A 16,270-nucleotide genomic window follows, 5' to 3' on the forward strand; every position below is an offset into this window, starting at 1 on the left:
ATAGATTTCACCACTTAATTTTTTATTGTTTGGTTGTGTTAAGAGCAGTGCATCATTGATTTTATAGCTCTGTTGATTTCCGCGGAAGGCACGCAGACTCCTGCGGGAGTACGGGGCAGGGGAGACCCCGCAGGAGCATAGCGACGAGGAGGCTCCCCGGCACGCCCGCGGAAAGCGAAGTGCCTAGAGCGGAAATCAACAGGCCCATTAGCAGGTACAATGAATAATTAAATGCTGAGAATAAAAAATTGCCGAGAAAAATACTCTTTCTCGACAATCTGAGAAGATGAAATTCATCTTCTTTTCTTTTTAACCACTTATTGTATTCGTTCTTACGTCTGCTTTAATTCTAACCTTCGTGCAACTAGTGACAAAGCATAATTAACAATAAAGTACATCAACGCAACAATGACAAAAACAGGTATCACATACGATCCCTTTTGCGCATAAACAATTTGACCGTTGTGCAATAAATCCGGTAAGGCGATGACGACAGCTAACGATGTATCTTTAAGCAGAGAAATAAATTGACTCACAATTGGAGGTACCATTCTTCTCAGCGCTTGGGGCATGATGATATAGCGTAATGTCTGGATGTAGGTCAGGCCAGACGCACGTCCTGCTTCCACCTGTCCTTTTTCGATGGAGTTTAAACCGCTTCGGATAATTTCCGATATCATCGCCGATTCAAAAACCGTCAATGCTGCAATAGCCGCTGAAGTTATTTCCATTTCAATCCCAATTTCGGGCAATGCAAAATAAGTGAAGAAAATGATCAGCAGCAAAGGAAGGTTTCGAATCGTCTCAACAATCACGGCAAGTAATTTAGAAACAACGGGAATCCTCGCATATCTGAGCGTTCCTGTGAGACCGCCAATAATGAAGCTAAGCACAATTGAAATGGCAGCGACCTTAAGAGTGACCTCAAACCCTTCCAGTAAAAATTTAATATTGTCCAGTGTATACACTTCAATGAACGGTGCTAGAAAATCCATCTACACAGCTCCTTAACTACTTCTAGCCATGCGTTTTTCTAAAAATCCTACGCCAAGACTTAAAGGTATTGTTAAAATTAAATAAAATAAGGCCACAAAAATATAGGTATCAAAAGTTATGTATGTCTTTGCCGAAATTAAATCCCCCTGATACATTAAATCCCCACCTGCGACTACGGCTAACAATGATGAATTTTTAACTAAATTGATAAATTGGTTGCCAAGAGGAGGGATGACGATCTTAATAGCCTGAGGGAGTATAACCATTCTCATTGCCTGGCCGTAACTCAATCCTGTCGAGCGGGCAGCTTCCATTTGCCCTTTTGGAACAGACATAATTCCGGCACGGATTGCTTCAGCAATGAAAGCGGCTGTATAGATGGTCAATCCGATGGTTCCTGCAGTCATTCCGCCAAAGTTTCCAGCTAAATAAGTGAAAAACACGATAACCAGTACCGGTATATTACGGATAAATTCAACATATACCGAACCAAGCAAGTTAAGAGGTTTAAATGGGGCAATTCGCATGACTGCAATAAGTGTTCCTAAAATAAAGCTGCATATTAAAGCTATTAAACTGGCAATAATCGTTATTTTTAATCCTTCCAAAAATGAATCGATATTATCTGTTAGTATCGAGAAATCCAGCAAACGATCCCCTCCTAATTCATCAGAATGAGCAGGTCCGAAAACTTGCCTGCGGACTGCTGCCCAACCTGACGAGAAACCCGATATAAATAATTAATGTTTAATCCATTTATCCTTAATTTCATCGTACTTACCTGAATCCTTCAGGCTTTTTAAAGCTTTATTCAACTCATCGACAAGCTCTTTATTTCCTTTTTTAACAGCTATTCCATAAGGCTCTTCTGTGAACGTTCCTCCGACCAATTCAAAGGACGGATCTTCTTCTGCCATACCATAAAGGATTGCATCATCTGTGGTCAGGGCATCACCCTTACCTGACTTTAAGGCTGTAAATGCTTCAGCATAGTTTTCAAATTCAAGTACGGTTGTTTCAGGAGCTTTCTCACGAATATTTACGGATGAGGTCGAGCCTTTAACAGCAAGCACCTTTGTTCCTTTTTTCAAGTCTTCAATGCCCTTAACCTTGCTTCCTTTTTTCACTAGCAATGATTGCCCGGCATCAAAATATACATCCGTAAAATCGACTTCTTTTTTACGTTCTTCATTGATGGTCATAGTGGCGACAACCGCATCAACCTTACCATTATTTAAGAGTCCTACCCTCGTTTTCGAAGTAACCTCTACATACTCAGGCTTAACCTCTTTGCCAAACATTTCTTCGGCCAGTGCTTTAGAAAGATCAATGTCAAACCCTTCCACCTCACCTGTCGAAGGATTTTTCAATCCAAACAAACGAGTATCATGTTTTACACCAAATACGATTTTTTTCTCTTCTTTAATCTGAGCAAGTACATCTTTGCTGCTTTCTTTAGAGGCCTTGTCCCCGCCGCAACCTGCAAGTAGGATGGCAGCCATAGTTGACACTACCGCCATTTTTACGAAATTTTTTGCTTTGAACATTCCATTTCCTCCCTATTAATGATTTAATATACGGCTGAGAAATAAGCGAGCCCGTTCTTCACGCGGATTCTCATAAAATTCAGCCGGAACTGCTTCTTCTAATATTCGCCCCTCATCCATAAAAACGATTCGGTCAGCAACCTCCTTGGCAAAGCCCATTTCGTGGGTTACGACCACCATCGTCATACCTTCTTTGGCCAAGGCTTTCATTACATCCAGTACCTCGCCGATCATTTCAGGATCAAGTGCTGAGGTTGGTTCATCGAAAAGCATGATCTCCGGGTTCATTGCAAGGCCACGGGCGATGGCTACACGCTGCTGCTGACCTCCGGAAAGCTGGGAAGGATAAGATTCAGCCTTATCTAATATGCCTACCTTGGTAAGATAATGTCGGGCTGTTTCCTTAGCTTCTTTTTCGGATTGGCCCAATACTTTCATCGGCGCAAGAGTGATATTTTCAAGAACTGTTTTGTGCGGATATAAATAGAAGTGCTGAAAAACCATACCAATATTGCGCCTCAGCTTATTGATATCTGTTTTTTTATCCCCTACTGATATCCCATTTACGGTGAGTGTCCCGTCAGAGATGGTTTCCAGATGATTGATACAGCGCAACAAGGTACTTTTCCCTGATCCAGATGGACCGATTACTACAACTACTTCACCTTGATTGATTGTAAGATTAATATCTTTTAAGACATGAAAATCCCCATAAAACTTATGTACCTGATTAAATACAATCATTCTTGACCTCCTGATTTAAAACCTATTACACGCGAAAATTCTATTATTAGCAATTTTCAGAATAACTTAAATTATATTTATATTTTGTCGAATTGTCAAATCATGACAAATTACCTATAATTTCCCGATATTTAACACTTTCTTGGGTTATAGATGCTTAAAACAAAAAGGTGTCAGGCACCATCCATAAAAATTGGATGGTGCCTGACACCTTTAATTGTAAGATTGGCGGCTTACGTTTTCTTTGTCAATCGAGCTCTCTGATTATTCCTTCTTTTTCAATTTATATCCTATATAAAGGACCATAAACCATATAGGTGCTACAACTAATGCTCCTCGCATTCCCTCAATAAATGCCATTAAGACCACGACAAGTGCTAAAAAAGCAAGGGCTAAGTAGCTTGAAACTGGATATAACGGCATTTTAAATGCTAGTTTTTTTACTTCTTCTGTCGTTTTTGATTGTCTGAACTTTATTTGTGTAATCAGTATTATGGTCCAGCTAGTAATAACCGCAACCGTTGCAACAGAAGAAATATAGATAAATACTTTTTCAGGAACAATATAATTTAAAAATACTGCCACTAATAAAAATGATGACGAAAATAGGATTCCACGTCGTGGTGTAGAATGCTTGTTGAGCTTTCCAAAATATTTCGGTCCATTATTTTGAAGAGATAAATTGTATAGCATTCTTCCAGTACTGAATAAACCACTATTAAATGCAGACAAAGCTGCTGTTAACACGACAAAGTTAATTATATGGGCGGCCCCAGGAATTCCGATTTTATCAAAAATTAACACAAACGGGCTGCCATTCGTCCCTACTTCATTCCAAGGATATAAACTCATCATGATGCCTAGTGCAGCAATATAAAAAATTAAAATCCTCCAGACCACATTGTTGATTGCAGATGGAATTGACTTTCGAGGATTTTTAGCCTCACCTGCGGTAATACCGACCAGTTCTACCCCACCAAATGAAAACATCACTAGAACCAATGACATGAAAATACCTTTTATCCCATTTGGCATAAATCCTCCATGAGTCCAAAGATTGTTAAAACCTATGGGCTGGCCTTCGTTGCCGATACCTAAGAGGATCATTCCTAATCCAACAACAATCATTCCAATAATCGCAACCACTTTTATCATCGCGAACCAAAATTCAAACTCTCCAAATGCTTTAACACTTGTAAGGTTTACCATTGTGATTACAACAAGTGTTGCAAGAGCTGTCAGCCATTGTGGTATTTCTGGAAACCAGTAGTTTACATAGACACCAACAACTGTAATTTCCGCCATCCCAACGACAACCCACATAAACCAATAGGTCCAACCGGTTAAGTAACCCGCAAACGGCCCTAAATAACGATTTGCGTATGAACTAAATGATCCGGAAACCGGCTCATCTACAGCCATTTCCCCTAATGCTCTCATAATGGTAAAAATAACTAAGCCTCCGACTAAGTATGAGAGCAAAATTGATGGACCAGCCATTTGAATCGTTGCACTTGAACCATAGAACAGACCTACTCCAATCGCACCTCCAAGTGCAATTAGCTGGATGTGCCTGTTGTTTAAACCTCGTTGTAGTTGCTCACTTTCGTGATTTTTGCCCAACACTTATATTCCACCCTTCTTAATTATTCTTTTACAATAACTAAGATCGATATACCTTTCCACATGAAAGAAAATTCAATAAATTCACTCTTCACCGAATACTTCCATTACATTACAAGAAATTCCAAGTAAAATATTCCTCTATTTCGTATTATTGGGTTGAATATGTCATTTATATAGGAAAATTGTCATAAATCTATTTTACCTGTAATGTTGTTCATCAAATTAAAAAGAAATGTAACAGTAGCGTTCTGTAAATTGTGTACTAGCACATGATAAAGTAATACCATACGAATTTACAGGAGGTAGCCACATGAAAAACAATTACATGAAAAAATTAGTTGTAGCTTGTGTAGCTACATTTGCATTTATAGGTTTACAAACTAATACGGCCGAGGCTATTACCCAATCTCCAGTAGTAAATGGAGATAGCGCTTGGGAACTAGGACAACAATATGGATTAGACACTGATCATATAGAACATGTTAGTAATCAACCGAACGATTGGGTTGATATAAAAGAAATGTTGAAAAACCCTGATCAACCGAGAGTAGAAGAAAAAAAATCATCAAAACCTGAAATAGAAACGCCAGAAAAAAAACAAGAGGAACCAGAATTGTCAATTTCAAATGAAGAGAAAGACTTATTTGCCAGATTAGTAGAAGCTGAAGCAAAAGGTGAATCTTATAAAGGAAAAGTTGCAGTTGCGACTGTTGTATTAAATCGAGTTGAATCTCCTCGTTTCCCAAATACAGTGACCGCTGTAATTAAACAAGTAGTAGGCAATAGCTATGCCTTTTCTCCGGTTCAAAATGGTGAAATTAAAAAGCCAGCATCAGATGAGTCGGAACGAGCAGTAGAAGAAGCATTAACGAGGGATGATCGTTTAAATGATTGCATTTATTTTTATAACCCAGAAATTGCAACGGATGATTGGATCCGTACGCGTGAAGTAGTGAAAACCATTGGTGATCATGTATTTGCTAAATAATGAACTAAGAGCCGTTGAAACGCGTGTGATTACACTTTCATTGGTTATTGTTACTCTATTTTCAAATAGGACCTTATCACAGAAAAAAAAGAGTCTTCCAGTATGGGGAGACTCTTTCCTATTCTCTGTTAAAAAATTTGGCGGAAGAGACAATACCGTCTAGTTCACTCCTGTTAGAAATACATCACCCGAGTTAGGATCCATTACCGATATATCGATCGAGAAAATTTACCATTGCCTTATAGGCAGTAATTTTATTTTTTTGTTTGTCAATAGAATGGCCTTCATCTTCAAAGCGAATAAAGTCAACTGTGTGTTGCCGTTCCTTTAGTTTGTTGACCATTTGCTCAGATTCACTTATGTGTACACGCGGATCACCTTTCCCGTGAATTACTAATAATGGGGTGGTTATTCGATCTGAATAATTCAATGGATCAATTCTATCAAAAAATTCTCCGTCTCTTTCTATTGTCCCATACTCACTCTCCCTGTGCTTCTTACGCCATGGACTTGTTGTTTGAAGGAATGTTCTAAGGCTGGACATTCCCACAATATCAATAGCAGCAGACCAAAGGTGTGGATAGTGACTGATGGCAGAAAGAACCATAAACCCGCCATAACTCCCGCCCATGATCCCGATTTTTTTAGGATCTACGTTCCCATTTGCCTTTAGCCATTCCACTAAAAAAATAAGATCCTTTAAAGCGTCCATTCTTTTTCGGACATCATCCAAATGTGTAAATGTTTTTCCGTAACCTGTACTTCCTCGAATGTTTGGTGTACACACGGCATAACCCTGGTTTAATAAATACTGCTGAATTGGGTTGTATACCACACGTGCTTGACTCTCAGGCCCGCCATGAATGTATATTACAACAGGATGTTTTTCAGTGGAATCTCTCGGCTTCGCATAAAAGGCAGGGATTTCCAGGTTATCGAAAGAGCGAAAGGATATAAGCTCCGGCTCAACTAATTTATGTTCCAGGACTGGTGAACGGGAAACGTAAGTAAGCCTCTCTGCCTGAATGGTGTTTAGGTCAAGTTCCCATATATCAGAGGGATATGTCGGTCCCTTAAACACATACGCTAGTTTTTGGCTATCAGGGGAAAATTTCAGATTTGATATGACTCCGATTGGAGTTTTCCACGTATAAAGGTAACTTCGATTTATGTCTAAAAGTACCCCCTTGGAAATTCCCCCCTCATTTATCGAATAAGCTAACAAATTTTTATCGCTATTCATTGCCAAATCCTCAAAATCCCACTTACCCAGCTCTAGCCACTCGAGATGTTTGGTTTTTAAATTTATTAGAGCAAGCCCATAGAATTCTTTGTCTTTATTCGATAATAAATATATATGGTCTGCATCCTTATTAAAATGGGCATCTTTAAAACTTGCTTCCCCTTTATGTTCTGTTAACCAGTTCATAGCCCCTGTTGAAAGGTCGATTATGCCCAGATCATTATCTAGAGGGGAATTTATTTTCTGGACCAAAATGGATTTACCGTCAGGAGCCCATTTAACCGCTGAAAATATTCCATCACCAGTATTCAAAAGACGAATATCCAACGATTCCAGATTTTGAATATAGATATCAAAAAAGGCTGGATTCCGGCGATTACTCGACCAGGCAATCCATTTTCCATCTGGCGAGCTTCCGCCATAACGGTGTATATGGTCTGGTGAGTTTGTCAACTCAATTAGTTTTCCTTCTTGCTTAAGTAAGTACAATTGCTGATTTTCATTTCCGCCAACATCCATACCAATAATCAAATTAGATTTGCCATTTAGATAGCTAATAAAGGTGATTCTTTCTTTTGTAAAGGAAGTTTGGACAGGCCATCCTTCACACCCTTCCCCTAGATTAAGTTCCCAAACCTGTGGCAAACCAGTATAATCTGCGATAAAGCTTAACTTGTGGCCAATTGGATCGTATACTGGATTTTTGGCAAAACGAACATGCAAATACGGTTCTATACCAATGGCAGCCATAAACATCCCCCCCATCCAATTAAGGCATTTTTTGAATCATTCAGGAGAATATGAAAAGGTGTCATTAAGAAGGATTCATGAACATCATTTATCAGAATCATAAAGATAAGACAGAGTTTTATCCTTCCTGATAGAAATGTTCAAATCCACTCGAAGCAATTGGGAAAGCCTTCACCCATTCATTGGAAGTGAAGGCATCTTAATATAAATCCTCATGAATACTTGCCTATTTCGCTTCTGGACTAAACTCGTTTTTTGAAACCATAGGATTAACTGGAACATCATGAAGTTCTTCCTCACTAACCTTAGAACGAAAGTAATCCTATTAATCCTAACTATGCAAACTTCCCTTCAACCAAGGACGATGTCGATAGGGACCAATTGGAATTTGGATTAGACTAGTTTTTCCTAGTGGTTCCATCTTGTAAATCTCATCACTCAATTTTACATCAAAACCGAGGAGTGGATGCCCCCCCATTCCGAGGGCTGACGCCGCTAACAGTAATCGTTGTACTAGCATGCCTGCTTCCATTTGTTGGATCCGGTATCCTCTGTAACCCAGTGCCGTTCTGAATGATTCCCTGTCTCCTGACACATGTAAGCAGAGAGGTATTTGGAGCAAATTCACATTATCTAGAGACATTCCGGATTGCAATTGGAGTCGATAATCACCGAGATCCACCAATCGTAACGCATGAGCAGCACTGTCATAATGATAGGCACCATTTGGAATACCTTCAACATTATATAAACAGCCATACAAAGAGACACGAGGCTCGCTCTTCCTATGTGCTTCATCCAAATCATTACGATACGAGAAGGAAGCTATCGCCTCCTGAAGCAGAGCGGCCAGTTGAGGTTGACTTACCTTTCCCAAAACAAAATCCATATCTGGCGAGAATCGCTTACGACAGACCGATGCCAGATCATATGACAACCGGTTCACGTGAGGCATCTCTTCCGCATGACCGTTACCATTCAAACTCTCTTTCGCCTCGATCAGCCGAAACGCTTGCGTTGAATCAAGCATGGACGCTTCATTCAACATTGTTAACATTGGATACTCTTTAACCCTCCGTGACCGGATGTAATGATGGGGCTGAATCGATGTTAACTCTCGGCACAATTCGGCGGCAGAGACAAAACCTTCTTTTTCACTCCCGTTAGTAGACCAAATGGTAGGTTCTACTGAAAGCGGGATAACCGCATAAACACTCTCGTCCTGTTCGGAAAGCCCAACAAGATGGTTCAAGGCCCGATCTAGAAACTGATAGTAAACCCCTGATGCAAAGCCAAAACGTTTTGCTACTTCCAGTAACTGCCCAATTACCACTCCGGCATCCAACCCTTGCAGACGGTAAGAAAAGTTATTGTATTTATAGAAATTTTTCCAAAACATGGTTGACACAAATACAGTTCCAAAGCAGGCAGATATATCACAGCGGTTACCAAGAGCACGGGCGATATATGAATCGAAATTTCCTTCTCTCAACAATACCAAGCGGTGATGGGCCACATCATAATGGTACATCCCAACAGGCAAATCCTCTACCTTAAGATAAACGTATAATTCGTTTGGATACAATGCCCCGCCGGAAGGAGCGAATCGCCGATATGACTGTATTAGATTCGCCGTTTTATCTTTGGAATCCAAGGGAAAGACTGACTGGCTAACTTGAGTAAGGCCGTATACATACCAGAGGAAATGACCGACTTTACGAAGATCAGGCTTTGCTGGCTGTTCTTGTCCTTCAAGTGTCAGCGGTACTTCTAGAGAAAATGGTACCACAGGTAAGCCACTGTAGAGCTTATAAGAAAGTGGCGCATCTTCCCAATCCACTTCCCAGTTAGGCACACTTGCCTTATCAATGTCAAAATGCAGATTGTGCAAAAACTCCTCTAGACTCATCCTCCTTGCCTCCTAGTTCGCCTCTTATGGAAACGGATGCGGATGTGGGTTTAATTGTTCAAGTGTCAGCGGTTGTTTTGAATAACCGAGTTCCATCGGTACCCTGAGCACACGCTCCAGCCCAGTTACACGGGTAAGATGTTGTCCGAATGTCATCGGCAGCATCCCCGGAATCAGCACTTTCACGCAATACAATCCGTTTCGTTTTAATTCTGGTGCCGTCTGGTCCACCACAATCACATCAAGATTTAATGGGTGAAAAACTTGAAGAATGTCCAGCAGATCATCTGTAAGGTCCGTATGCCTCGATTTCCACTTGAATTCCTCGGCAAATGTTCGCAACGGACGATTATCTTCAAGTAAAAAATCCAGGCGATCTTCCGCTTGCGGCAAACCGTACAGCATACCATGATCATCCATCTGTTGGACCAGTGATGAATCTTGCAGCATTCGGCTATACTCTTCCTGGTTAGACTCTAATTTCTCATCAAGAGTCAGCATCATGCCAGCCAACTCATGAACCGCACTTTTTACCGCCCTTACAGGGTCGAGATGTGCGCCAGCGGCACAAATGAGATTCACTCCCTTTTGCCTCCTGTTTTTTGCAATCGCACAAATACTTGGAATTCCGTGCTCCATCGTCGAGTTATACAAATAAAGATCATATCCCGCGACCGACCGCATACGTTCGATCATTAACTGCAATTCTTGGTCATCAGCTGAGGAAGGGTCTAGACGCGGCAGGTTCAGCTGCGCGTACCAAGTCATTAGAAATGAATCACGCTCCACCACTTCCATAATTCCGTAAAAAATAGACTCCTCCAAACTTCCGCCTAATGCACATCCGTTGGAAGTTTCATAGACAAATCCACGCTGGCCGCAGCCCAAGCTGTAATAGGCAAGCAACTCTGGCACAAGAATTGGACGCTCTTCCAAAAACGAATAACCCCATACCCAATTCATTGGTCGTTCAGGATTAAACGGTTGAAAAGGAAAACCATGCTGCTCATATTGTTCCTTTGCATGCACACCTACTTTCAAAGGATTGAGTGCCTTATTTTTCAAATTGCTGAAACTATCAAAGACGACTGTACGTTTCCCGCGTGGCTCCAGACCGCAGTACCGCTCGAGTCCTTCTAAAATGGCAGTCAACTCACTTACCTCATATGAATTTGTCCTGCCTGCTGTTCCCTCATCCCCTTCGAACAAAGGCAGATTCACACTGACATCGGCAAATGGCGGCACGAGGTCAACCATTTTACCATTCAAAAGGCCCGTTCGATGATCTAGGTAGTCTTTAACTAAAACTTTATTCAGATCATCCAACGAACGGCAGCGGTAACTGTCTAGGCTGATCTTCGGACTTGGCTGCAATGAGATTTTAGCAGCATCCTCCGAATCGTCTGGTAAATGGCTGCAAACCGGACACAGCGGGTCAGGGAGAAAGGAATGCCATGAACTCTTTAATGTTTTCAAATTAATTAAACATACCTGTTCTTCCGAAAGTGCTTGTTCACCCAGCAAAATTCGCTGTACCTCTGCCCTGATCTGGTATGACAGCTGCAAGAGTCCTGTGAAGGATGCCCAGCCTTCAGGCTGCATACCTCTGTATTCCTTCAGCCTCTGCTTCATCTCCCACATCTCTTTACGGTCGCGTCCAGCCATGAGACGTCTCATATCCGCACACTGAGAACACCCGGGCGTACCTGGTCGAATTAGTGGCCCCACTACACCCTCTCCAAATGAAACGAAGCCTCGCAGCCAGGGTGTGCCTGTTAGCCGAAATATCTCTTCTGCCTTTTGATGAACAGAAGGATTCCAGGCATCCTGAAGCACCAGAGCCAAATCAGTTTTTTTCGGTACAACCGCCTCGAATTCGGTCTGGCGAACTACATGGTAATGAGCGAACAGTTCTTCGCATACACTGTCCGCCACCACCCCTTCTCCAACAACCAACACGACAGCGCTCACCTAGATTCCTCCTCTCGAAGCAACACACCAAACACCCCTGCCAATCCTTCTTTCAAAAATGGTTCTATTTCTTGTTCGAAAACCGAAAGCCGCTTATGATCTCGTTCCAATACTTCCATAGCGGACTGCAAGTTCTCGGATTTTATCCTCTCTTCACAAGCAGGGATTACTAGGCTTAGCGGCACCATTTCTTCCAGAAGCAAGGATGAAACATGAAACGCTTGCTCGGTGAGGCAAGTATTTGGGTTTTGAACCTTGATTAGTGCTTGTTGTAACGCATTCCGTAACGCCAATGTTATATTCAAATCTACACTGCGATACCAGCCGTCACTCGTTCCGACCCATACCACAGGGAAACCGGACACTTCCTCTCCTAAGCCAATAACAGGTGCTCCCTCCATCGTCGTCAGTGCCTGTAAATAAAACCGGCAACGTTCATCTTCTACAATACTCAACTGCACCCGAGAGACAGATATCTTCTGATTACGCTGTTGAATGTTCAGCTCTTCGGCCAAACACTTTTGCAACCCGCGGCAAACTCCTTCCGCAAACGTTTCCCCAGTCCCAACCCCAACAAATTCCTGCAATTCTAGCATTCTACCCTCTACTTCCTGTTGTGGAAGTAGCCTCGTAGCGAGCAAATCGACCATTCGTGACGCATAGGCTTCAATCCCAGCAAGACCGGCTTCCCTTCGAGCCTCCTCATGTGTCAGTCCTGAACAGACAATGTCTCCTAACAGCTTAGCCGGTCCGTCAGATAAAGGGTCGACAGCCTGAACACGACACAGAGCTAACGGAAGTTGCTTTAAATTTCCCTCCTCCCAAATATGGAAAATCCCTGACTCTTTTGATGTCAATTGGTGGAAAAAAAGTAGCAATTCACTCGGCTCACCATTGCTTAATCCCTGTCCAATCCGCCTATCGAAATCTTCTACCCATTTAGTTGATATTCGTCCGGTCACCAGTGGATGGGGAATAAACGAGTGCCAGTGTCCTTCCAACGTATCAAGATCAAGCAAAAAGAATTGATTTTTTTGTTCCAGTTCGGTTACTCCTGTAACCTCTTTAAACAATTCAAATACAATTACATTGGCCAACATTGCGCCGGCAGTGGAAGAGAAAGCAGTAATTTGCTGGTCTTTGAATAGCACAGATTGGTGCAAGCGGCGCCAAGCAGACTCCCAGCTCGCCTCAGATTCTGGATTCACTAACGGACCCGCTATTCCCACCTTCTGTAAGCAAATAGCAGGGAGGAATGCCTTTTTCTCTTCCACACAAACCGTATGAAGAAGCCGCAACTCCTCTAAATTGCCTTCCTGTGACACATACAAAATTGAATCAAACGGTTGCACACTCTCCCGCCAAAAATTTACCCCATCGTCCTTCAGGCTGACCTCCTCTACCTCCACCTCAGGGTCTGTCTTACGGGCATGTGCCACGAGTTCCGTTAACCGCCGTCTATTAGTCGGTACCGTGTCAGTGATTAGCAATTTGAACTTGGGCAATCCGGATTCAATTAACGAAGAAACTAACGAAACAAAAAAAGGACCTGAGCCAACTGCCAACACTTTTGCCTGACGATAGGTTTGAAAACGGTACGCTCCCGAATCGACAAAACTGTCGACAAATTCAATTTGAAAAGCATGCCTTTTAAGAAGCTGATCCTCCAATTGATGCGGATGGTCTTGACTTACATCACGGACAAACCCATTTCGATACAGCACTTCTGCAATTTCATACACTCGATCTCGGTATGGGCCCGGCAATCCCTCTGTTAAATTCTCCAAAGTGTACTCCCCGTTGAACATCGGTATCAGCTTTTCAACCCACTGATTGATCGTACTGCCTTCCATACGGAACGAGCTAATGTTGTTCCGAAAATACACACCGTTGTTTGAATCGGGGAGAAAAAACGTGTCCCTTTTCACTTTCAGACGCATAGAAGGGTTCAAACTTGTCATTTCGCTCCTCCTTAGCCGTAGCTTTACTCCATTCTGTAACATCACTTCACTATAATTCTATGTACCGCAATTTGTCCCTTATGTCTAAGCTAAAAGAGAAGAGGCTCTGCAAAAAACTCACGCAGTGACGGCCTCTTCTCCTTAACCACCAGTTTTACATTAGAAAAATAGAACCATTAACCTCCGCAGCGATGACCTCCACCGCAACGATGGCCGCCGCCGCAATTAGAGCAATGTGAACACCTAAAGCAACTAGAGCAACGGAAACAACTAAAGCAGTTAAAGCAGTTAAAGCAATTAAAACAGCTAAAGCAGCTAAAACAACGGCCAAAACCACTCATACCACCAAAACCACTCATACCACCAAAACCACCCATAACACCGAATTGTCGGGACTGATCATCAATGTAGTATTGGTTTTGGTCAAAAGGAACTGCCTGACTCGCTTGGAAATCACCAACATTCAACATTTGAAGTTCATTTTGGAAAGGATTCATTTTCATACCTCCGTCTATTTTAAATCAACAATTTGTGCTAGCACATGAAAGGGGAATAGAACAAACATAATCTGAAAAATAGGTGTATAACAGGTGAATTCACCGATGCATCAAGTACTCTCTCCATCAAAATATGAACTTTGGCTGGGTATTGCTACTGATTCAAAAGCCTATTTTTATTGGACATTCAAAATGAGTTCGATTACTAAGTTATCTAGAAAATTAAATCCTCCTATTTTCTCCCTGTTGTTAGAAGGACTACCACACAAAATGGCCCATATTGAGTCAATGGTGCATTTTTAGTGACGTAGTTTCATACATAAGAAAAGTGCATTATTTACAGATGCTACAACATCGCAGCCTAGGAGGATAATCATGATACAACAAACAGTAACAATCAACAGGAATGCAGGTTTATATGCTCAGCCGGTCAATCAATTAGTTCAAAACGCTTCTCGATTTAATGCTGATATCTTTCTTACTTATAAAGGACGGAAGGTTAGTGTAAAATCGGTACTCGGTGTTTTATCGTTAGCGATCCCTAAACAGGCAGAAATTATATTAGAAGTTTCCGGGGACGATGAAATAGAAGCACTCAGAGAAGTAATTCAAACGTTGGAAATGGTTGAGTAGGAAGATTTCAACAGGAAGACAGGATGAGGCTGGTTCTCCTTTGTTCCAGCCTCTTCTTCAAAAGTACCAGGCAACTAACATTCTATCTTAACGTTAAGGACTTGCTTATATACCCTCGATCCCGGTGATACAAAATAAGTGCGATCACTAAAATCCCAGAAGCTATCCAGATAGAGGTGCTCCCTATGTAGGTGGTGGAAAATGTCCCGGTCAACGCGCCAAATAAAAAAGAAAGAATGATCACAAAAAATTCTTTGAATTGTTTTTTGGCTTCATCATTATCTTCTTTTAAGGCCAAATAGGCTGCTTGGGTTGCCGTCCGGAGATTTCCTGTTGTCATGGTTGAATTGTAGGTCCACTTGTCGATTTTATTAAAAGTGGAAATTTGTAAAGAGGATACAAATGCGATACATACAGTTACTACGATGTTCGGCACACTTCGTGGTAATAGACCTACAATAATTAATACAAGGCATTCTAAGATAAGAATTGACCTTCTATAGCTGTGTAGAACTTGTCTAACACGAGGAATTTTAGCCATTTCTGATACCAAAACACCTAAGATAAATGCTAAAATGGGCGGGATATAAAGCAGCGAGGCTTGCCAATCCCTGTTCTCTGCTTTTACAGCGAGCAGGACCATATTTCCTGTTTGGGCATTGGCAAATACACCGTCTCTGCTGATAAAAGTATAGGCATCTAAAAAACCTCCAACGACCGCTAACAAAATACCCAAATAAAATGAGTTGGACGATAATGAGGGGATTTTATCTTTCACTATGCGATCTCCTTGTTTCAATTTACTAACCACAATAGTATTTCCTAGATGGTATGAGAAAACTATATAATGTTAAAGGCAATATTAAATCCTGATTTTCTTAAAATATCATGAATTATAATGAAAAGTTCCCGCATTTTTGACAATAAAAGAAAATAATTTGTTCAACCCGTCAATTTGAGGTGAAATTTTTTTTATTTTCCTAAAAAAATTCAGGCGTTTTTGCAGATTTAGATTTTATGAGCGGATTTTTTGCATTTTATGAGCGAATTTTTATAGTTAATGGGCGAATTTTTGCATTTTATGAGCGAATTTTCGCATTCAATGAGCGAATCACGAAATCTATCAAAGTTTTCCAGTTCTATCAGCGAATATTTTAGTTTAATCAGCGAATTTGACAATCCTATCAGCGAATTCCTTAGTTCTATCAGCGAATTCCTTTGTTCTATCAGCGAATAAGAATATAAGTGTTATTGTGGATTCCAAAGAAAAAGGGGCTAACCCCAATTAATTAGTCCCCGGCTTCACAGCCATTATTATTGATTATTCCTCATCCAATCGATCAGTTCTGCGATAGTATCTTTAAATCCATTTTGAAAAAAAGAAAAACGCCCTAAGGCGCTTAAT

The 16,270-nt window shown here is 41.3% G+C and carries 14 protein-coding genes; 3 read left to right on the forward strand and 11 right to left on the reverse strand.

Going from position 1 to position 16,270, the window contains the following annotated elements:
• Positions 1-332: 332 nt before the first annotated feature.
• The 5 genes from J7E63_RS02080 to J7E63_RS02100 all read right to left on the reverse strand — a co-directional run bounded on the left by J7E63_RS02080 (position 333) and on the right by J7E63_RS02100 (position 4,910).
• A complete protein-coding gene (locus J7E63_RS02080) occupies positions 333-995 on the reverse strand; it encodes an amino acid ABC transporter permease (RefSeq protein WP_215010076.1) in 663 nt (220 codons plus the stop codon).
• Between the two features lie 12 nt (positions 996-1,007).
• Positions 1,008-1,646, reverse strand: a complete 639-nt coding sequence (locus tag J7E63_RS02085; protein WP_215010077.1) for an amino acid ABC transporter permease — start codon at positions 1,644-1,646, stop codon at positions 1,008-1,010.
• 90 nt (positions 1,647-1,736) lie between these two features.
• Complete coding sequence (locus tag J7E63_RS02090; RefSeq protein WP_215010078.1) at positions 1,737-2,543, reverse strand: transporter substrate-binding domain-containing protein; 807 nt, start codon at positions 2,541-2,543, stop codon at positions 1,737-1,739.
• 15 nt (positions 2,544-2,558) lie between these two features.
• Positions 2,559-3,287: an amino acid ABC transporter ATP-binding protein gene (locus J7E63_RS02095; protein ID WP_088088296.1), complete on the reverse strand. Its 729-nt coding sequence runs from the start codon at positions 3,285-3,287 to the stop codon at positions 2,559-2,561.
• A gap of 264 nt (positions 3,288-3,551) precedes the next feature.
• Positions 3,552-4,910: an amino acid permease gene (locus J7E63_RS02100; protein WP_215010125.1), complete on the reverse strand. Its 1,359-nt coding sequence runs from the start codon at positions 4,908-4,910 to the stop codon at positions 3,552-3,554.
• 313 nt (positions 4,911-5,223) lie between these two features.
• Here J7E63_RS02100 and J7E63_RS02105 point away from each other — a divergent pair, with 313 nt between their 5' ends.
• Positions 5,224-5,901 carry a cell wall hydrolase gene (locus J7E63_RS02105; protein WP_215010079.1) on the forward strand — a complete coding sequence of 226 codons (678 nt, stop codon included), beginning with the start codon at positions 5,224-5,226 and terminating at the stop codon, positions 5,899-5,901.
• Positions 5,902-6,094: 193 nt separating this feature from the next.
• Here J7E63_RS02105 and J7E63_RS02110 read toward each other — a convergent pair whose 3' ends face one another.
• From J7E63_RS02110 to J7E63_RS02130, 5 genes are all read right to left on the reverse strand, one after another.
• The gene (locus tag J7E63_RS02110) at positions 6,095-7,894 is read right to left on the reverse strand and encodes a S9 family peptidase (protein WP_215010080.1); all 1,800 of its coding nucleotides are present in this window, start codon (positions 7,892-7,894) and stop codon (positions 6,095-6,097) included.
• A gap of 331 nt (positions 7,895-8,225) precedes the next feature.
• Positions 8,226-9,803: a SagB family peptide dehydrogenase gene (locus J7E63_RS02115; protein ID WP_215010081.1), complete on the reverse strand. Its 1,578-nt coding sequence runs from the start codon at positions 9,801-9,803 to the stop codon at positions 8,226-8,228.
• A 24-nt stretch (positions 9,804-9,827) separates the two neighbouring features.
• Complete coding sequence (locus J7E63_RS02120) at positions 9,828-11,774, reverse strand: TOMM precursor leader peptide-binding protein (RefSeq protein WP_215010082.1); 1,947 nt, start codon at positions 11,772-11,774, stop codon at positions 9,828-9,830.
• Positions 11,771-13,735 (reverse strand): putative thiazole-containing bacteriocin maturation protein, encoded by a 1,965-nt coding sequence (locus J7E63_RS02125; protein ID WP_215010083.1) that lies wholly within the window; start codon positions 13,733-13,735, stop codon positions 11,771-11,773. The genes J7E63_RS02120 and J7E63_RS02125 overlap by 4 nt, the downstream gene beginning before the upstream one ends.
• Positions 13,736-13,911: 176 nt before the next feature.
• Positions 13,912-14,238 (reverse strand): heterocycloanthracin/sonorensin family bacteriocin, encoded by a 327-nt coding sequence (locus J7E63_RS02130; RefSeq protein WP_308161880.1) that lies wholly within the window; start codon positions 14,236-14,238, stop codon positions 13,912-13,914.
• A gap of 87 nt (positions 14,239-14,325) precedes the next feature.
• Here J7E63_RS02130 and J7E63_RS02135 point away from each other — a divergent pair, with 87 nt between their 5' ends.
• Positions 14,326-14,535 (forward strand): hypothetical protein, encoded by a 210-nt coding sequence (locus J7E63_RS02135; RefSeq protein WP_215010085.1) that lies wholly within the window; start codon positions 14,326-14,328, stop codon positions 14,533-14,535.
• A 72-nt stretch (positions 14,536-14,607) separates the two neighbouring features.
• Positions 14,608-14,865, forward strand: coding sequence for an HPr family phosphocarrier protein (locus J7E63_RS02140; RefSeq protein WP_215010086.1), 258 nt, complete (start codon positions 14,608-14,610; stop codon positions 14,863-14,865).
• Positions 14,866-14,947: 82 nt separating this feature from the next.
• On the opposite strand, the gene J7E63_RS02145 is transcribed toward J7E63_RS02140, so the two are convergent.
• On the reverse strand, positions 14,948-15,643 hold the full coding sequence (locus J7E63_RS02145; protein ID WP_215010087.1) for a YoaK family protein: 696 nt from the start codon (positions 15,641-15,643) through the stop codon (positions 14,948-14,950).
• Between the last annotated feature and the right edge of the window lie 627 nt (positions 15,644-16,270).

This window comes from Bacillus sp. ISL-75 (assembly GCF_018613095.1).